This is a genomic window from Paraburkholderia sp. JPY419 (assembly GCF_050435705.1).
GTDB classification, from domain to species: Bacteria; Pseudomonadota; Gammaproteobacteria; order Burkholderiales; family Burkholderiaceae; genus Paraburkholderia; species Paraburkholderia youngii.
In genome coordinates this window covers 38,781-56,272 of sequence record NZ_JBNDKV010000004.1, presented here as the reverse complement: position 1 = coordinate 56,272, position 17,492 = coordinate 38,781, and the positions used below count along the sequence as shown (strand labels likewise).

14 protein-coding genes and 3 pseudogenes are annotated in these 17,492 nt (G+C 60.4%); 8 read left to right on the top strand and 9 right to left on the bottom strand.

Annotated features, from left to right (window positions below; translation table 11 throughout):
- Window positions 1-13: 13 nt before the first annotated feature.
- The gene (locus QFZ91_RS28715) at window positions 14-1,084 is read right to left on the bottom strand and encodes a VOC family protein (protein WP_429569205.1); all 1,071 of its coding nucleotides are present in this window, start codon (window positions 1,082-1,084) and stop codon (window positions 14-16) included.
- Between the two features lie 262 nt (window positions 1,085-1,346).
- Between QFZ91_RS28715 and QFZ91_RS28710 the strand changes: the two are divergent.
- A pseudogene (locus QFZ91_RS28710) lies at window positions 1,347-2,101 on the top strand (TetR/AcrR family transcriptional regulator).
- A gap of 376 nt (window positions 2,102-2,477) precedes the next feature.
- On the opposite strand, the gene QFZ91_RS28705 reads toward QFZ91_RS28710, so the two are convergent.
- From QFZ91_RS28705 to QFZ91_RS28695, 3 genes are read right to left on the bottom strand one after another with little or no spacing between them, the layout of a single operon-like run.
- A complete protein-coding gene (locus QFZ91_RS28705; protein WP_176379462.1) occupies window positions 2,478-2,813 on the bottom strand; it encodes an NIPSNAP family protein in 336 nt (111 codons plus the stop codon).
- Entirely contained in the window at window positions 2,807-4,516 is a 1,710-nt protein-coding gene (locus QFZ91_RS28700) for an FAD-dependent oxidoreductase (protein WP_429569204.1), read from the bottom strand. Before QFZ91_RS28700 ends, QFZ91_RS28705 begins: the two co-directional genes overlap by 7 nt.
- A gap of 24 nt (window positions 4,517-4,540) precedes the next feature.
- Window positions 4,541-5,374 (bottom strand): SDR family NAD(P)-dependent oxidoreductase, encoded by an 834-nt coding sequence (locus tag QFZ91_RS28695; protein WP_429569203.1) that lies wholly within the window; start codon window positions 5,372-5,374, stop codon window positions 4,541-4,543.
- Window positions 5,375-5,485: 111 nt separating this feature from the next.
- Between QFZ91_RS28695 and QFZ91_RS28690 the strand changes: the two genes are divergently transcribed.
- The gene (locus QFZ91_RS28690; protein ID WP_429569202.1) at window positions 5,486-6,391 is read left to right on the top strand and encodes a helix-turn-helix domain-containing protein; all 906 of its coding nucleotides are present in this window, start codon (window positions 5,486-5,488) and stop codon (window positions 6,389-6,391) included.
- Here QFZ91_RS28690 and benC read toward each other — a convergent pair.
- Window positions 6,388-8,961 carry a benzoate 1,2-dioxygenase electron transfer component BenC gene (gene benC / locus QFZ91_RS28685; RefSeq protein WP_429569201.1) on the bottom strand — a complete coding sequence of 858 codons (2,574 nt, stop codon included), beginning with the start codon at window positions 8,959-8,961 and terminating at the stop codon, window positions 6,388-6,390. The two genes, QFZ91_RS28690 and benC, sit on opposite strands and share 4 nt — an antisense overlap.
- A 193-nt stretch (window positions 8,962-9,154) precedes the next feature.
- A complete protein-coding gene (locus QFZ91_RS28680) occupies window positions 9,155-9,640 on the bottom strand; it encodes an SgcJ/EcaC family oxidoreductase (protein ID WP_429569200.1) in 486 nt (161 codons plus the stop codon).
- Between the two features lie 203 nt (window positions 9,641-9,843).
- Between QFZ91_RS28680 and QFZ91_RS28675 the strand changes: the two genes are divergently transcribed.
- On the top strand, window positions 9,844-10,782 hold the full coding sequence (locus tag QFZ91_RS28675) for a cation diffusion facilitator family transporter (RefSeq protein WP_429569199.1): 939 nt from the start codon (window positions 9,844-9,846) through the stop codon (window positions 10,780-10,782).
- A 130-nt stretch (window positions 10,783-10,912) separates the two neighbouring features.
- Window positions 10,913-11,224, top strand: coding sequence for a hypothetical protein (locus tag QFZ91_RS28670; protein WP_176379456.1), 312 nt, complete (start codon window positions 10,913-10,915; stop codon window positions 11,222-11,224).
- Between the two features lie 45 nt (window positions 11,225-11,269).
- Here QFZ91_RS28670 and QFZ91_RS28665 read toward each other — a convergent pair whose 3' ends face one another.
- The 3 genes and pseudogenes from QFZ91_RS28665 to narZ all read right to left on the bottom strand — a co-directional run.
- Window positions 11,270-11,941 carry a SagB/ThcOx family dehydrogenase gene (locus QFZ91_RS28665; protein ID WP_368595929.1) on the bottom strand — a complete coding sequence of 224 codons (672 nt, stop codon included), beginning with the start codon at window positions 11,939-11,941 and terminating at the stop codon, window positions 11,270-11,272.
- Window positions 11,942-12,027: 86 nt separating this feature from the next.
- Window positions 12,028-12,192 (bottom strand): annotated as a pseudogene (locus QFZ91_RS28660) (MFS transporter); the annotation flags it as partial.
- Window positions 12,191-12,625 (bottom strand): annotated as a pseudogene (gene narZ, locus QFZ91_RS28655) (nitrate reductase subunit alpha); the annotation flags it as partial. The pseudogenes QFZ91_RS28660 and narZ, both read right to left, overlap by 2 nt.
- A 161-nt stretch (window positions 12,626-12,786) precedes the next feature.
- Here narZ and QFZ91_RS28650 point away from each other — a divergent pair.
- The 4 genes from QFZ91_RS28650 (at window position 12,787) to QFZ91_RS28635 (ending at window position 17,365) form a co-directional block, all read left to right on the top strand.
- On the top strand, window positions 12,787-13,620 hold the full coding sequence (locus QFZ91_RS28650; RefSeq protein ID WP_176120320.1) for a class II glutamine amidotransferase: 834 nt from the start codon (window positions 12,787-12,789) through the stop codon (window positions 13,618-13,620).
- Window positions 13,621-13,716: 96 nt separating this feature from the next.
- Entirely contained in the window at window positions 13,717-14,328 is a 612-nt protein-coding gene (locus tag QFZ91_RS28645; RefSeq protein WP_429569198.1) for a response regulator receiver protein, read from the top strand.
- Window positions 14,329-14,496: 168 nt separating this feature from the next.
- A complete protein-coding gene (locus tag QFZ91_RS28640; protein ID WP_429569197.1) occupies window positions 14,497-15,789 on the top strand; it encodes an NRAMP family divalent metal transporter in 1,293 nt (430 codons plus the stop codon).
- 214 nt (window positions 15,790-16,003) lie between these two features.
- A complete protein-coding gene (locus QFZ91_RS28635) occupies window positions 16,004-17,365 on the top strand; it encodes a metallophosphoesterase family protein (RefSeq protein ID WP_429569196.1) in 1,362 nt (453 codons plus the stop codon).
- Window positions 17,366-17,492: the final 127 nt, after the last annotated feature.

The following is a 17,492-nucleotide window of genomic DNA, read 5'->3' as shown; positions in this document are numbered from 1 at the left end:
GGGATGCCTGGGCTCAGGCGAAAATCTTTGCCAGCGTTCGCAGCTTGCTCAGAGTCAGGTCAGGGCTGTTACGCAGGTTTCTGAAAAGCACCACAACGCTCGTCGGCGTGAATCTGGGCTTCGTGAAGCTGCGCGGCATGGTCGGCCCCCACTGAGCCATTGCCTCCCGACTCACGGCATGAATCCCCGTCGGCTCTCCTGACGTGAACAGGTCGCCGTCGCAATAGTGTTCGTGCTTGTCGCCCCACGGGTCCTGCCAGTAGTCGAAAATCTGGCTGCCGAGGATATGTCGGCCGATCCCCCACGCGTGCGTCCAGCCACTGTCGCGCAGAACGCGCTGACCCATACCGACCGCGTCCGCGTCGATGAGCTCATAAGCGCTGTGGCTGTAGGTCGCGGCGAATCCCTGAGCGAGAGCGAGCGTGTGATGATCGGCCGGATTGACGCCAAGATCGAGACGCATGAACGCGACCGCCGGCGAGCCGTCGGGAAGCACCTGCACGTCGCTAGGGATAAACCCGAAGTGCCGCGTGTACCAGGCACAGGTTTCCTGAAAGTCGGCGACTTCGAGTACGACATGCCCTAGCCGGATGACCTCTGGAGCGCGCTCGGGCGGCCGCTGCGTATCGTTGACGCGAACGGTGGCATCGACGGAATTGAATGGCAACGGAAGGCGGTGCGGCAAGGCTGACGCGGGTGCCTGGCCCCATATCGCATCGATAGCGAAACCGGAAGGGTCTGTCAGCCGCACCACGTAGCCGCCGGCCGCTAGCGCGGAGTTTTCAACATCGGACGCGCCCGGCAGCTTCGCCAGCGCATCAAGCTCCTCGCGGCTGCCGAATTGCAGGCCGAACCCCACAAACCGCGCTTTCGACGCCCTACGCACTACATAGCAAAAATGCGAAGTGTCTGTCCCGCGCAGAAGGAGCAGCGCCTCGTCCCGCGATACCGTTCGAAGCCCAAAGTCGTTGAGAAAACGCTCCGCTTGTTCGAGGTCCGGCCGCTCGAATACCAGATAGGCCAATGCGGTCGCTTTTGCAGTTGGATGTGGATGACGAGCGGGCTGTGCAGTAGTCAGTTTCATGTCGGAATCTGAACAGGGGGTCGCGATGGCCGATTCGGCTTCGAAAGACGCCTTACTGGCGGCATGCCCGCATCGGCGGGCGGGCAGGACAATGCGGGGCGCGCGCGATCCCGCCGTTTTTGGCTGCTGTCTCCATGGTCACTCCATCGGTTCTGTCGAATCGGTTGATCGAAGCCGTTGATGACATTAAACTCATCGGTGATGATTTTGTCAATATAGAGATTCGAATCTACTGCGCGGTATGTCCAGATCGGGAATCACGATGACCAACACGACAAATCGCCGGGCAGGCAAGCGTTCCACCATTGCGGCGTTCTTCGCCACCGCTCCCGTTGCCGAAGAACGGGAGCCGCGGGGCGCGCGCCGCAAGCGTGAGACGCGAGCCCGCCTGCTCGATGCTGCTCTCAGGCTGATGGCCGAAAAGGGCATGGAGGGCATGGCGATCAACGAAATCACGGAGGCTGCCGGCGTGGGCTTCGGCTCGTTTTACAACCACTTTGAATCGAAGGAAGCGATCTATGCGACGCTTGTCGACAACGTGTTTGAAGAATTCGCGAACATGCTCGATCGCCTTACAGGCGGCGTTTCCGACCTCGCAGAAGTAGTCGCCGTCTCGGTGCGCCATACGGTCCTTCGGGCGCGCATGATTCCGTGTGGAGACGTTTTCTGATCCGTGAAGGGTTTTCTGCGCGCGCGATGAGCCGCGGACTCGGTCAGCGAATGTTGCGCGACATCGGCAACGGGATTGCGGCGAAGCGGTTCGTGGTGGCGGACCCGTTCATCGGATTTCTCGCAGTGGGCGGCACGGTTCTGTGTGCCATCGCCGCCGAGTTGAACTTCGTCGTGCCGGGCGCGAGCACGGCGGGCGTGCTGACAGAACTGGGCTTTAGCGGCGAGCATTTTCCCGAGCGCACGGCAGCAATGTTGCTGCAAACGCTCGGACTGAAGCGCGCGGAGGCGGAAAAGATCGCTACCCGTCCATTGCCCACCGTCGAGCAAGCCGTCGATCAGGGCTGAGTTGAGTGTCCCGGCCGTTTTCCTCAAAGCAGGTAACCGCCCTTTTCGCGCAGTGTGCAATTGCGGACAGGACAGTGCTTGCCGTTTCCGTGCACGGTCACGCGACCTGTACGGATGTTCACCGCTATGCGACCGCAGGATCGAACGTGCAAACCACGCGCTTCGCTCCTGTTGGCACCGCCGAACACTTCGGAGGTCAACTGCTTACCGACGAGTTTTCTCCGGGGTTTTATGGCACTCGTATAAGGCAGCGTTTTCTGTCAATCACGGTCAGTGGAACCTGCACTTCACCTAAGTTATACCGGGGCCCAGCGTGGACTCGTCCATTAATAAGTCGTATACCTTATTGCTTCACCAGACCCCAGCTGCAATGCTGTTATTTTGCGACGCCGGGCATCGATGCAGCGCGAATAAGCTGGGTCGTTTGCGCGGTAATCAGATGGCCCGACGCTGCCAGATACTTGGGGAAGTCCGGGTGTGTGTCACGGGCTCGACAACGGCGCTCGTAGTCGGCCAGATCCTCATAGCCCCACAAATGGGTGAACTGATTCTGTGGCCCAACCATCGAGGTCCAAAAACCCAAAGGATGGCCCAGCGTTTCGAGCAGAATCGGCATGGCCAATCGATTGAACACTTCCAGAAACTCCGGCATCTTGCGAAGTGCGATCGTGTACGTCCGGTGATCGACCAGCGGCTTTGCGAGATTTACCATGCGCCCTTCCCATTCACCTTGTCTGCAATCGTGTTGCCCGTGACGTAGCCAAACGTCATGTTCGGACCGTGGGTAATACCAGCGCCCGGATAAGCACCGCCCATCATTGATTTGCGGTCGTTACCCACTGCGTACAGACCTTCGATCTGCGAACCATCCTTACGCAGTACTTCGCCCGTGACCGCAGTTTCGATGCCGTCGAACGTACCGAGGTCGCCCATCAGCACCTTGACCGCGTAGAACGGACCGTTTTGGACCGGTGCGACACACGGATTCGGCTTGTTTTCCGGGTCAGCAAGATAGCGGTTGAACGCCGTCGTGCCGCGACCGTATTGCATATCCTGGCCGACGACCGCGCCCTTGTTGTATTCAGCGACCGTCTTTTCCAGCGTGTCCGCGGTGATACCACACTGTTTCGCCAGATCACGCAGGGTCTTGCCCTTGATCAGGTAGCCCTTCTTGATCAGACCACCGGTCGGCATCGGTGCAGGCTTGACGTAGCCCAGACCGTATTTCGCCAGCGCATCCTTGTCGCAGATGAGCCACATCGCGGTTTCACGCTTGCCTTCGCATACACGCATCAGTGCTGCACCAACGTCGTGGTACGAATTTGATTCGTTGGTGAAGCGCTTGCCATTGGACAGCACACCGATAATGCCAGGCTTGTAGCGGTCCAGCAGGTGCGGGAACACGCCGGTACGACCACCACTGAGCGGCACCTTCGACACCGGCATCCATGCGCTGGCGTCGGCATAGCCCATACCCAGTGCTGCACCAGCCTTCTCGGCCATGTTGACGCCGTCACCGGTATTGCTTTCCGGAGTCGGGCTCAAGTGGGTGCCCCCATTCTTGACGTGCGGGTAGACTTGGGCCAGTCGCTTGACGTCGTGAGGGAAGCCGCCTGCTGCGAGCACGACACCGTGCTTTGCCACGATCTGGACTTCACCGTCCGAGCCCACAGCGCGCACGCCCGTGACCTTGCCATTTTCGGTCAGCAAACCACGAACCGGCGTCGAGGTCATGATCGGAATACCGAGCTTCAGCGCCGAGGCCGCGAGCCGTGCGGCCAGCGCATTACCACTCGTGACGTTGATGCCGCGACGATAGAGCGTCAGTTCCTTGACGTGTGTGGCCAGACGCTTTGCCACGTAGCAGAATGACTTGAAGCTCTTCGTTGCCTGAAAGAAATGCTTGAGGTCGGCATTGCTCGAATTGAACATCATGCCGATGAACGTGATCGTTTCGAGCGGCGGCTTCAGACGATTCATGTCCTTGCCGAGGCCACGAATGTCGTACGGTGCGGCCAAAATCGAGCGCCCGATATCCTGTCCACCTGGCTTATGCGGGTTGTAATCGGGATACATCGTGGGTACGAACTTCGTTTCGGTTTCCTTCTCGAAGAAGTCCACCATCTTCGCGCCGTTCTCGATAAAGCACGAGACAGCAGCGTCGTCGTAATTCTTGCCCGCTTCTTCCTGCAGGTACTGCTTGACCTTCTCTACCGAGTCTGCCTGATTCTGCTTACGGCCATAGTGGGAGAGCGGAATCCAGAGAACGCCGCCTGACAGCGCGGTTGTGCCACCGAACACTGCTTCCTTTTCCACGACCACAACATTGAGGCCGCGCTTCTTTGCAGTGATTGCCGTAGCAAGTCCGGCTGCACCGGAACCAACGACCACCAAATCGCAAGTTATCTTCGTCATGTCTGACTTCCTTGTTGTTGTTGATTACTTTGCAGGCACTGCGTTGAAACCAGGACGTGGAACCTGGTCCATGAGCATGCAGTTCAGACCGCCATCGGTGAGAATCTCTGCGCCGTTGACGTAGGCCGCGAGGTCCGAGGCCAGGAACAGTGCGGGTCCTGCCAGATCTTCCGGTTCACCGATACGACGCGAGGCCACGACTTGCGCACGACGCTCTTCGAAGCCCGGCTCTTCATAGAACTTGGCCGACAGTGCAGTACGGATCATGCCCGGGAGCACGCAGTTCGAGCGCACACCGCGGGGGCCCCACTCTGCTGCCAGTTGGCGCGAGAGCAGGAGCACACCTGCCTTACCCGGCGAATACGAACCGCTATTCGTTTGCGGATTGAGTGCTGCGATCGAAGCCACGTGAACGATGCTGCCCTTGCCTGCGGCCAGCATATCCTTGCCGAACGAACGAGCGCACAGCAGGTAGCCCGTCAGGTTCACGGACAGCGAGAGATTCCAGTCCTCGATCGAAACCGTTTCCAGCGAACCTGCGCGGAGCAAGCCCGCATTGTTGATCAGGGCGTTGACCGGACCCATCGTGGCACGCACATCGTCAGCGGCAGCGGCTACCGACTTCTCATCCGATACGTCGCAAGCGAACGGCAATGCAAGCAGACCCTCATCACGCAACGACGAGGCTACGGCCTTCGCACCTTCGAAGTTTTTATCCACGAGAGCAACGTGGGCCCCCACGCGCGCGAACGCCTGTGCGATGCCGGCACCGATACCCGAGCCTGCGCCCGTCACGACAACAATCTTGCCATTCAGGTGCAGCCCAGGCTGAACCGGATTCTGGATTTCTTGACTCATATGGATACCCAACTATTTGGAAAGGTTACTTCTATAGAGAATCGCTCCGCCATTTGACACGCAGGCCAACTATGTGACAATGGACAAACCACTCAAATAACAGGACAAACCGTGAAACAGGAGCAAAATGCGATTTCGAACTTCGTGCTCTACGGAGCGGAGAGCAATGCCCCTCATGACGATATGGTTCATTACGAGCCTATCTCACTACGTGCCAGTCTTTTCGACTTCGAAATCAAGCCTCACGTCCACCGTGCCCTCATCCAGGTTCTATACATCACCCACGGTGGTGGAGAGACCTCGATTGACGGCAGGACCTGGACATTTCAGGCCCCCTGCCTCATCACGGTCCCTGCACAATCAGTGCATAACTTCCACTTCGCGAACGACATTGAGGGACACGTTGTTACGGCGGCTCAGCCAGCACTCGAATCCGTGATCATGGCCTTGGCCCCAGATCTACTGGAATTCGTTCGAACTCCGGCAGTTCTGTCGGGAATACTCAATCTTGACAAGGGCGCCCCGCTAGAGACCGTTTTTCAATCGATCCGACAAGAGACGCTGGTAGACGCGCGTTGGCCACTCGCTGCGGGTGCTGCACGGATGATCGCTTTATTCGTTAAGGTTGGACGTCTTAGCGAAAGTGCGAAACTGGCTGCGAATCCCGAGCAACGAACACTGGCCGATAGAATCGAAAAATTCCGCGCCCTACTCGACAAGCACTGTCGGGAACGTCGGGCAGTCGGTGAGTACGCCAAAGACATGGGCGTAACCACCGGCCAACTTTCCCGAATCTGCCATGCTGCATTTGGTACTTCAGCGATCGAGGCTATCGACGCACGTTCTATCCATGAAGCAAAACGACTACTCGGCTATTCAACGATGAGCGTGAAGCAAATCGCCAACGAACTAGGATTCCAGGATGAAGCCTACTTCGGCCGTTTCTTCCGCAAACAAGTGGGAGAACGGCCAACCGAGTATCGTTCTACTGCCCAAGATCGATTCCTGCTGGGTTAGCGGCCCGTGAGCTTGACAAACAGGTGCTCCGGTCCCGAGTTCGTCAAGTTGTTGCCACGCACGTACTTGATTTCCTTCGTGGCATCGAGCGAGATCGAACCCACTTTCTGTGCCAGCGCACGCACCGACAGCAGCGTCTCCAGCTTCGCCAGCGGCATACCCAAGCATTTGTGCATCCCGTTTCCGAAGCCCATGTGTGCTTCGTTATCGCGGTCGATGTTGAACGTCTCACCGTCCGGGAACTTACGCGAGTCACGGTTGGCCGAGGACAGCAGCAGTCGGATGATCGAACCCTTCGGGATGTGAACGCCGGCGACCGTCGTATCAGCGGTCGTCACGCGGGACACGCGTTGAACGGTGCCACGATAGCGTGCCGTCTCTTCCACGAACTTCTCGCAGTCGTCCATGTTGGCGCGCAGTCGTTCGAGGTGGTGCGGCTGCTCGGCCATCATACGGAACGCGTTGGCCACCAGGATAGTCGTCGTGTCGTGACCGGCGATGAACACGAACGAGCACAGCTCCTTTGCCTCTTTCTCGCTGAGCAGCCCGTCCTTCCACATGCGTGCGATGTGCGCGCCAATCGACTGGCTGTCCGTGTTCATGAGCTTCAGCATTTGGACGCGAAGGTATTCCCAAAAATCGTTAGCACTCTGCTCATCGGTACCGGTGCCCAGCGCGTTACGTGCAATACGTCCGAAGTACGAGAAGGTTTCGTCCGACCAGAACTTCATCTTCTCTTCGTCTTCTGCCGGAATTTCCAGCATGGCCGAAATCGTGCGAATCGACAGCGGAATCGAGAAGTCCTGAACCACGTCGCCACCGCCCTTGGCGATCATCGCATCCAGCAGTTCGTTGGCACGTGCGGTCACCGCTTCAACAAACGGATCGATTGCCAGCGGCGTAAACGACGGTTGCAGAATCGTGCGCAGACGCGAGTGTGCTTCACCGTCAAACAGCGTGAGGAACGTGAGCGGCACCGGCTTCACCACTTCCGACGAGAACAGCTTCGTGTTACGGACTGCCTTGAACACGTCTTCGTAACGCGAGAGGAACCAGACGTCGGACGTCGTGGACTGGCAGCGCAGAACCGGTGCGTTTTCACGCATCCACTCGTAGTGAGCGTAGGGGTCGCCCTGCGAACCGTCGTCAACGACCTTGAACGGCTCCATACCCTCGGGCCACTTCAATTCATGCGAGTATGGGGGGAGCGCGGTCGCCGGCGCCTGGTCGATCATCGCGTGGAACGGGCAACCACCGGCCTTGGCTTCTTCGGCCAGAGCCGACATAGCCCCGGAATCATGCTTCACGTGCTTGGCCAGCGCCTTCATCACGAAATCGTCTTGTGCGAATTCTGCGTACAGCTTGACCAGTTGATCATCGCCCGTTGCTTGAACCAGCGCCTTCTGTGCCGCAGCGAAGGCCCCGAACTTCTGGATCTGATCTGCGTTCAGGCGACCGAGCAGCAAGTCCAGTTCGAGAGCCCTGGCCGCGTCCGAGGCCGAAACGGGCGCATCCACCGCTTGCGATACGACTACGGAAGCCGCAGCCGAAGCAGCAGCTTGTGCGGGCGCCGCCGTAGCGAATTTTTCATAATGGAAACTCGTCGGATTCACGTTCTGGTCCTTGAGATACTTGCTTACTGCATCGACCATCGCGGGCGGCCCGCACAGGTAGATGTCAACTTCGCCGTCATTGAGGTGAGCGGCCTCGATGTGATCGGTGACCCAACCCTTACGCGGGTGAGCACTCGTCTTGTCCGCGATAACCGTTGCGTACGTGAAACGGGGGATCAGCTTCGCGTATCTTTCGAGTTGATCAACGCACACCAGATCGTTGTCCGTATTCACGCCCAGAATCAGGTGAATCGGATACTTGCTGCCGCCGCTCTTCAGGACCTCGTCAAGCATCGACAGGAACGGTGCGAGCCCCGTGCCACCGGCCAGCATCAGAACCGGACGCCCGATTTCACGCAGATAGAAACCGCCGTATGGACCCTTGAACTCGATCGCAGCACCGACCTTCGCCTTCTCGGCCAGCCAGGTGGACATCAGGCCTTGCGGCACATTGCGCACCAGGAACGAGACGTCACGGTCTTGGGGCCCTGAGGAGAATGAGTAGCTGCGGGTCTGATCCGTGCCCGGAACCGTCACGTTCACGTATTGACCGGCCTTGAATTCGAGACCAACACGGTCTTCGAGTTTGGCGGCGAACGCAATGGTGCTTTCCGAAACGCGCTCGATCGACGTCAGACGGCCTTGGTGCATGCGAGCGCTCTTGCCCGTCGAGCTCGACGCGATCTGGATCACGCAGTCGGACCTCGGGCTCATCTGGCAGGTCAGGACTTTGCGCTGGGCCAGCTCTTCCGCGCTGATGGCTTCATCCGTGCAGTCACCCGTCGTGTATTCGCCGGATTCGCATACGGCCTTGCAGGTACCGCACACGCCGTCACGGCAATCGAGGGGAATATTGAGTTTGGCGCGAATCGCGGCGTCGGTAATGCGCTCGCCGTCTTCGCAGTCGATAAGCCGAGTTACGCCGTCTTCAAAATTGAGGGTGATCTGATAGACCATAGTGCGCTCCGTGTGCTGAACCGAACGGTCAGACTGTTTTTTAGTAGACGCACTGTAGGGCCAATTTGTCACATGCTCAACGGACAGACCCTCTATTTAGCAGGACAAAACCTGCATCCAGGAAAGGGGGAATGTAAGACGAAAAAAGCCACCGGAAGGTCGATATGAAGCCCGCAAGCGGCCCTTCGTCACGCTATGGAGCGGGCCGAATGGGCGTGTTCTGCCCTGCCGCGACCCACCACACTCCGTCCCGGCGCACCAGTACGTAAAGGGCCATCTCGGAGAACGACGCCGCGAGGTCATGGGACGGTTCCGCCACCTGTCCGTCCGGGCCGAGCGCTACGCGCCGAACTTGCGCGACCGCCACGTCCGGAGCCGGCGCAAGCACACCGACGATCTCGAAGCGGGAAGCATTGCCACCCTTTCCCGATCGCTTCAATCGCGCATGGATCGGATGCAGTTCCGCGTAGCCACGAACAGATGCACCGAACGGGCTGCCCCAGATGATGTCCGCGGCAAAGTGGCGGTTCGACAGGTCCGCGTCATGCTGGTCCCAGCCGGCCTGGAGTTCCTCGACCAAGTGGGCGACCGCGTCGCTTGCCTGCCGTGTTGCTGATTCGTCGGCACTCAGTGTCGGCCGGTTCGGTTGATCGCCGGCAGTCGTCGCGTGGGAAGTCATGTTGCGTCTCCATTCGTCTGGTTCCTCAACAGAGGTGACAGAGGGCCGATGAGAATGTTCCAGCTCGCACGCTGCAACGGACGCCAGATCGGTTGGACTCTGCTGTAGTCGACAGGCGTCTTGCGTCTCGAGGTCTGCTTTTTGCTGTTCACTCTCCAAGCTCGGGAATCGCCCGTGTTCGATTTGAACAAGGAGATAGGGTCATGAGGGCCAGGTCCGGGCGGCACATATCTGCGCCACGGGCGGTCTACTACGCCCTCGCATCGAATATCGCCGTCGCCGTGTGCAAGTTCGCCGTCGCGTTCTACACCAACTCGGGGTCCGCACTCGCCGAAGCCGTACACTCCAGCGCCGACTGTCTGAACCAGATTGCGCTGCTCGTCGGTCACCGCGCCGCGCGAGCCGAGCCCGACGAGCAACATCCACTCGGCTTCGGTCGCGCGACCTATGTCTACGCAATGCTGGTGGCGATGCAGCTTTTCATCTTCGGCGGCGTTGTGTCGATGGTGATCGGCGGCTTTCGAGCAATCCATCACTCACGGCTCGAACAGCCCTTGCTCGCGATCGGCGTGTTGTGCGTGTCCGGCGTGATCGAGGCAGTCGCTCTCAGAGCCTCCATTCGCACGATCGAGCCCCGGCATCGCGCCGGCGGGCTACTGAACTGGTTCAGGGAAAGCGGCAGGCCGTCCGTGATGCTCGCGGTCAGCGAGGATGCCGCCGCGGTAACGGGCGTGCTCGTCTCCCTCATCGCGATCGGCATTACGGTTCTTACCGGCAATCCGCTTTACGATGCGCTAGGCAGTGTCGGCGTCGGCATCGTGCTGATGGCCACGGCGCTGTTCTCGATGCGCGAGATCCAATCGCTTCTCGTGGGTGAATCGGCGCACCAGCGCATACGCCAGGAGATGCGCGCGTGGCTCAGCGAGCGCCGCGAAGTCCGTCGCATCGTCAGTCTGATCGCCTTGAAGTGGTCGGAGGATCTGGTGATTGCGATTCAGGCCGAACTCGAACCGCACGACAATGCAAACGAGATGGTGCGCACGATCGACCGCATCGAGCACGAATTGAAGCAGCGCTTTCCAACCGCTCGATGGATATTCTTCGAGCCCGAATTGCGAGAACATGGCCGAGCCCCAATCTAGCCACGATGCACAGCACCGGCGACACGTGGCGCGCCGCTTGCTTGACATATAGATGCGGGCGAGATGGGGAGGGTTTGTTCCCCAATGAACGGCTCGATCAGGCCGACCCGGGATACGGCTGAGGGTGGCAATGGATAGCTTGCAGTGTGAGTACGACGATTGCGTGGTGCTGGTTCGCGCACTTCGGAACTGGATTGACCGCCACTGGCCTATCGACCGCGCGCGCGTCAAGGCCGAGATGGGGCAGCTCATCGACATGGTGGAACGGGCTGGACCGCGCGACGCGATGTTTCACGGTCGTCTCGATGCGGCGCGCTCGCTGATCGTGCTCGGGCGATTGACGGACGCGCTGGACTGTGTCGATACGCTACTGCCGGTCGTGCAACAAAGCGAGTGCAGCCCCAGGCGTTGGCCAATTACCGCCCGACGCTGGAGACCGTAAAACTCGCGAAGGTTTGATCGAACTGATCGTGCCTCTCCGAACGACTCAGGCCGGATAGCCTACCGGGATCAGATAGAGGACGGTCTGGCCGTGAGGCAGCCCGAGCTTGCGCGCCGCCGGAGCCCCGTCGACGGCGCCCACGGGCACGGCGACTAGCCCCAGCGTGACGATCTGCAGCAGCATGTTCTGGGTCGAATGCCCGACCTCGAGATCGGCATACAGATTGGCTCTCCCGCCATATCTCGCGGTGAGCCTGCTGGGGTCGGCGGCCACCACGAGCAAGGCCGGGGCCGCCTCGACCGACGCCTGGTTGACCGCAAGCGCTCGCAGTTCGGGGCGCAGGTCGTGGCTGGCGCGCTTCTCGGCCCGATGGCCTTCCGGCAGATAGTGCATCACCTCCGTGGCGGTCACCACGTAAAGTTCGAGCGCATACAAAGCGCCGGCCGCCGGAGCCGCGCGCTTACCGTCCGAGCTGGTGATGCCCTGCCCCGCCCACATCAATTGGCCGATGACTTCGACGGGCAGCGGCTTCGACGCGAATCGGCGCACGGACCTGCGCTTCGCGATGGCTTCCTCGAGGGACACCGTGCCTGTGAGGTTGGGCTTGGGCAACTCGATCTGATCGGTGAATTTTGCCTGGGCGCCTTGCGCCAGGCTGGTAGAACCCTCGGCGAGCGCGCCTGCGGCCAGCGCAACCAACAGTTCACGGCGTTTCATCGGGCACCTCCATCAGCAAAAAAGCAGGCTGGCTGGCAGAGCCTGCAGCCTGCGCGAATCTCAGTGCTGCGCGTTGGCGAACACGGCTAGGCCATGGAACCCGCGACCGGTGTACGCCGCACTTCCGACAGATAGATCAGGATCAGCGAAACCCAGACGATCCCGTACAGGAACATGAAGCAGGTGGAACGCACTCTGAAAAACTCCAGCAGGATGCCAAAGATAATCGGCAGCAGGAATCCGCCAAGGCCGCGCCGTTTCGTCCTCGACGATCGGCTGCCACGCCTGCACCGGTTCCAGCGAAGCGCGGCGCTCGCGCCACAGCTTGATCAGCGCGCTACGCACCAGCGGATATTTCAGGCGGATCGCGCTATACAGGTACCACGAATAGGACGCGCCGCGCGAGCATCCGCGTGGCTCGTGATTGGGCATGTCGGGCCGGGTGCGCGGATAGTCCGTCTGCTGCGTTTCCCACGTGACGATGCCGCCCTTCACATAGATCTTCCATGAGCAGGACCCCGTGCAGTTCACTCCATGAGTTGAACGAACTATCTCGTCGTGCTGCCAGCGTTTGCGGTAGGCATCCTCCCATTGCGGGTCTTCATCTGTGACAGCACCGTGACCATCCGAAAACTGCGGACGGGGGGCCGTAAAATAACGTAACCTGTCCGGGAAATGGATCATGTGCGTCCTGCCTCTATCGGATTAGGTCGGTGCGAGGTCGCAACGCAACGTCTTTGTCTATGGTGACATGCATCAAGCCTCCCTCAATCGGACTTTGGTCCTACAAACGCCGCCCGTGCGGTGGTGTAGGTTTGTCATGCGCAACCGACAGGAGACCAATCATGTGCCGCTGGCTCGCTTATACCGGCAATCCGCTTCAGCTCGAAACCGTGCTGTTCAACGCCCGGCATTCGCTGATCGATCAGAGCATGCATTCGCGGCTCGGCGCCACCACCACCAATGGCGACGGCTTCGGGATCGGCTGGTATGGCCATCCCACCGACATTCCGTTTCGCTACCGCTGCATTCAGCCCGCATGGAGCGACCGCAATCTACGCGAGGCCGCCCGGGCGATCCATTCGCCGCTATTCGTTGCTCATATACGCGCGGCGACCGACACGCCGTCGCAGGAAACCAACTGTCATCCGTTCCGCCACGGCCGCTGGCTGTTCGCGCACAACGGGCTGGTGCGCAACTACCCGAAGGTGCGCCGCGATCTGATGGTGCAGATCGACCCCGATCTGTTCCCGTCCATCGAGGGCTCGACGGATTCCGAGGTGCTGTTTTTTCTGGCGCTGACTTTCGGGCTGGAGCTCACGCCCGTCACCGCGCTCGAGCGGATGGTCGGCTTCGTCGAAGCCACCGGCCGCCGGCATGGCGTCGATGAACCGCTGAACATGACCGTGTGCGCGACCGACGGCGAGCAGATCATCGCGGTCCGTTATTCGAGCGAAGGCCAGTCGCGCTCGCTGTTTCACAGCACGTCGTTCCGCCATCTGCGCGAGTTGTATCCCGACGACGAGCGCATCAGGACGGCCGGCGAGAATGCGTTCCTCGTGCTGTCCGAGCCGCTCTCGGACTTGCCGGGCATCTGGGAGGAAATTCCCGAGAGCACGGCGGTGGTCGCACGCGGCGGCGAGATCGAGCAGTATGCGTTCAAGCCGCGAATGGACTGAGCCGCGCCTGGCATTTTGCGCCCTTCCGCCCTATGCTGCGGGAATGAGCAAGGTCTACGGCACAAAACGTGCATACCGGCTCGGGAGAAACGCGGCGTGTCATCTTCGAATCCGGGACCGACCGCAGAAGACAAGCTCGCCTTCTGCGTCGCCTGCACCGCACTGGACCAGGCGACTCGCGATCTGCAACAGTTGAGAAGTAACCCGGCAACATCGCTGAATGCGCTGTCGAAAGCGCAGCGCGACTACGAATTGTCCCGGGTGCAATGGCAGCGCTGTCAGTGGCAACTGCGGGCCGCGACGGCCCACGCAGTGAAGAGACCATCACAATGCATCGGCGCGGTCGTCATCGTTGGGCACGACAAGGCGGTCCGGGATTCTCTGCGGGTTCTGCTCAATGTCAAGGGATATGGGCGCTCCAAAGCGCTCGGTTTCGACCATTGGCATGAAATATGGCTCGAGCCGTCGCGCCAATTGATCATTCTCGACGTTCCCGTCAATTCGATTACGACAGCGTTGTGGTTCGTGGAGAGCTTCGATACATGCATCGATAAACCGCGCATCATCGCGCTGGCGCGGCCCGAAGACGCGGCCAGTTTCGCTGGCAAGGTCGGTGCCATCGTTGCCAAGCCCATCGTGCTCGAAGAATTGCTTTATGCAATCGACTTGATCCAGTTGCAGACGAAGGCTCCAGCGCATCACGGGTGACGGGTATCCGCCGGCACGGCCCAACGTTCGTTCCTCCCCTCCAGAAGCCCGTATTTCCGCGTATTTGTACCGAAGCCGCGCTTCGCTTCTGCTCGCCGAAGCCGCGCAACGCCGCCCCGAACACCCCGGGCCCGCGATTTGCTAAATGTGGCGGCGAGGTGCATATATATGAACGACGATAAATTGATCGAGCCGGAATCCGCCGTACGCGACCCCGTCGAGCGATCCTGGATCAGACGCCTGGGCCCCGGCCTGATCACCGGCGCGGCCGACGACGATCCATCCGGCATCGGCACTTATTCGCAGGCCGGCGCGCAGTTCGGGTTCAACCTTCTGTGGGTGATCCTGATCACGTATCCGTTGATGACCGCGATCCAGCTGGTGAGCGCGCAGATTGGCCGGGTGACCGGCAAGGGCCTCGCGTCGAACATCCGCGCGCATTATCCGGCGTGGCTGCTGTACGGCGCGGTCGCCCTGCTCGTCGTGGCAAACGTGATCAACATCGCCGCTGACCTGTCGGCGATGGGCGCCGCGGCCGGGCTACTGCTGCCAGGTCCGCAGCACCTTTACGTCGTCGGCCTCGGGGCGTTCTCGGTCATCCTGCAGATTTTTGTCCCATACGACAGCTATGCGCGGATTCTGAAGTGGACCGCCCTATCGCTTCTTGCGTACGTCGCGGTCGCTCTCATCGTGCCGATCCCTTGGGGCGAAGTCGCGCGCGCGATTGTGTTGCCGCGCATCTCGCTGACCTCGGACTATCTGACCATGATCGTCGCGGTGCTGGGTACGACGATCAGTCCGTATCTATTCTTCTGGCAGGCGTCGCAGGAAGTCGAAGAAATGCGCTCGGCACCTGAACAGGCGCCGCTGCGCCGCGCGCCGCACCAGGCGCCGGCGCAGTTGCGAAGAATCCGCTTCGATACGTGGGTCGGCATGGGGGTGTCGAACTTCGTTGCATTTTTCATCATGTTGACTGCGGCGGCTACCCTGCATCTGCACCACATCGAAGTAAAAACCTCGGCCGATGCCGCGCGAGCGCTCGAGCCGTTTGCCGGGCGTTTTGCTTACGTCCTGTTTGCGCTCGGCATCATCGGCACCGGGCTGCTCGCACTGCCGGTTCTCGCCGGCTCGGCCGCCTACGCCGCCGCGGGCAGCTTTCGCTGGCGCAGCAGTCTGGCGTTGCATCTGACGCTCGCGCGCGAATTTTATGCGGTGATCGCACTGGCCATCGTCGGCGGTGTGGCTATCACCTTCATGCATTTCGACCCGATCCGCGCGCTGTACTGGAGCGCGGTGATCAATGGCGTTACCGCGGTGCCGATCATGGTCGTCATGATGCTGATGGCGCGAAGTCGGCGGGTGATGGGACAGTTCGCCGTCAAGGGCGTGCTGGCGTGGGGAGGATGGCTCGCGACGCTCGCGATGGCGCTGGCGGCGGTTGGCGTGTTCGTGCCGTCGTAACCAGACGCGTGTTCACCTCGAACCCGGCTTTCGTACGGCAAAACCATGCTTAGCGATTCGCGCCGTACGGGTTGCGCAACGGCAACCGCATCTGAACTTCCTGGTTATACGTTCGTCTGAACGGTGCATCTGGCCATCGACAGTGCCGTCACATGCTGACGGTTTGCCGACAACCGCGTGGCCGCTACCGATCGACGACCAAGGAGGATTGCACATGCCGAAGAAGCGTTCAGACGAATCGTCACCCTCACGCGGCAACCGCAGTGGCAGGATTCTCGCCGCGCCGGTTTTCTCGCAGCCGCAGCCCACGCCGGACCCGCAAACCTTCGTGGTCAGGCACGCATCCGATACCGCGGCCTACAAGGTCATCGACGAACTGAACCGCGAGCACAAGCTGAAGGCGCTGCCGTTTCCGCCGCCGCGCGGCGGCACCGAGCCCCGGCTGACGTTTGCGGAGGTGGTGAACAACAACCAGCAGCTCATCGATACGATTAGCCAGAATGGACAGATCGTCTTTCACGCCACCGGCGATTGCGGCAGTACGAAGGGTCCGGCCACCCAGAACGAAGTCGCGGACAAGATGGTCAGCGACTTCGACGAAGCCGATCCCGCCGAGGTGCCGCAATTCAACTTTCTGCTGGGCGACATCGTCTACAGCTTTGGCGAGGCGCAGTACTACTACGATCAGTTCTATGAACCGTACCGCAACTACCATGCGCCGATTCTCGCCGCTGCCGGCAACCACGACGGAATGGTTTCGCCGTTGAAGCATGAGAAAAGCCTGCAGGCGTTTCTGAGGAACTTCTGCTCCGACTGCTTCCAGGTCTCTCCCGACGCGGGCCACCTTTCACGGACCGCGCAAATTCAGCCAGGCGTTTTCTTCACGTTCGAGGCGCCGTTCGTGCGCATCATCGCGTTGTACAGCAATACGCTCGAGGACCCCGGTGTGATCGCGGACCGTGACATCGGCAACAGTCAGCTGAAGTTCCTGAAAGCGGCGTTATTGCGGGTGAAGAAAGAGAACTATCGAGGCGCGCTGCTGTTCGCGCATCACCATCCGCCGTATGTGGCGCGCGGGCGTCACGGCTGGAGCGTGGAAATGCAACAGCAGATCGACACGGTTTGCGATGAGGTCGGTATCTGGCCGCATGCGGACCTCGCGGGACACGCGCACAACTATCAGCGCTTTACGCGAACCCGTTCCGATGGCACCCACATCCCTTACATCGTTTGTGGCAACGGCGGTCACGCGGTGCAGCAGCTCACCACCAACGGACAGCCACCCCTTCGCGCGCCGCAGCTGATCCAGGCCGCGTCGAAAGACACCGATGCGGTCGTCCTTGAGAGCTACGACGACCGCAACTTCGGCTATTTGCGGCTCGTCGCCAACGCGAGGCAGTTGCGCATCGAATACCATCCCGCGGTCGACGGACCCAACACGAAAACCCCCGACGATCAGGTGACCATCGATCTGGCCACCCGGCAGGTCGCGCACTATGTCGCTCGCGACTCGGGCATACCCGCTCTTGCCGAGCACATTCGTCAATTCGCGCGGGTCCAGCCTCGCGAAGACTGACAGGTGCGCAACTCGCCTCGATCCGATGCGATCCGCGGCTCCCGCTGGTTTTCCCGCATTAAAGATTCGCGAAGATCTACCGTAATCGTAAAAGTGAGGCGGCTCGCAGCGTTCGAGCCGTCGCTCA

Excerpts from the sequence above, each read along its gene's own strand:
- QFZ91_RS28700 (WP_429569204.1), bottom strand. The coding sequence starts at position 4,516 with ATGACGAAGATAACTTGCGATTTGGTGGTCGTTGGTTCCGGTGCAGCC.
- QFZ91_RS28695 (WP_429569203.1), bottom strand. The coding sequence starts at position 5,374 with ATGAGTCAAGAAATCCAGAATCCGGTTCAGCCTGGGCTGCACCTGAAT.
- QFZ91_RS28635 (WP_429569196.1), top strand. The coding sequence starts at position 16,004 with ATGCCGAAGAAGCGTTCAGACGAATCGTCACCCTCACGCGGCAACCGC.
- QFZ91_RS28650 (WP_176120320.1), top strand. The coding sequence starts at position 12,787 with ATGTGCCGCTGGCTCGCTTATACCGGCAATCCGCTTCAGCTCGAAACC.
- benC (WP_429569201.1), bottom strand. The coding sequence starts at position 8,961 with ATGGTCTATCAGATCACCCTCAATTTTGAAGACGGCGTAACTCGGCTT.
- QFZ91_RS28670 (WP_176379456.1), top strand. The coding sequence starts at position 10,913 with ATGGATAGCTTGCAGTGTGAGTACGACGATTGCGTGGTGCTGGTTCGC.
- QFZ91_RS28675 (WP_429569199.1), top strand. The coding sequence starts at position 9,844 with ATGAGGGCCAGGTCCGGGCGGCACATATCTGCGCCACGGGCGGTCTAC.
- QFZ91_RS28715 (WP_429569205.1), bottom strand. The coding sequence starts at position 1,084 with ATGAAACTGACTACTGCACAGCCCGCTCGTCATCCACATCCAACTGCA.
- QFZ91_RS28665 (WP_368595929.1), bottom strand. The coding sequence starts at position 11,941 with ATGAAACGCCGTGAACTGTTGGTTGCGCTGGCCGCAGGCGCGCTCGCC.
- QFZ91_RS28640 (WP_429569197.1), top strand. The coding sequence starts at position 14,497 with ATGAACGACGATAAATTGATCGAGCCGGAATCCGCCGTACGCGACCCC.
- QFZ91_RS28705 (WP_176379462.1), bottom strand. The coding sequence starts at position 2,813 with ATGGTAAATCTCGCAAAGCCGCTGGTCGATCACCGGACGTACACGATC.
- QFZ91_RS28680 (WP_429569200.1), bottom strand. The coding sequence starts at position 9,640 with ATGACTTCCCACGCGACGACTGCCGGCGATCAACCGAACCGGCCGACA.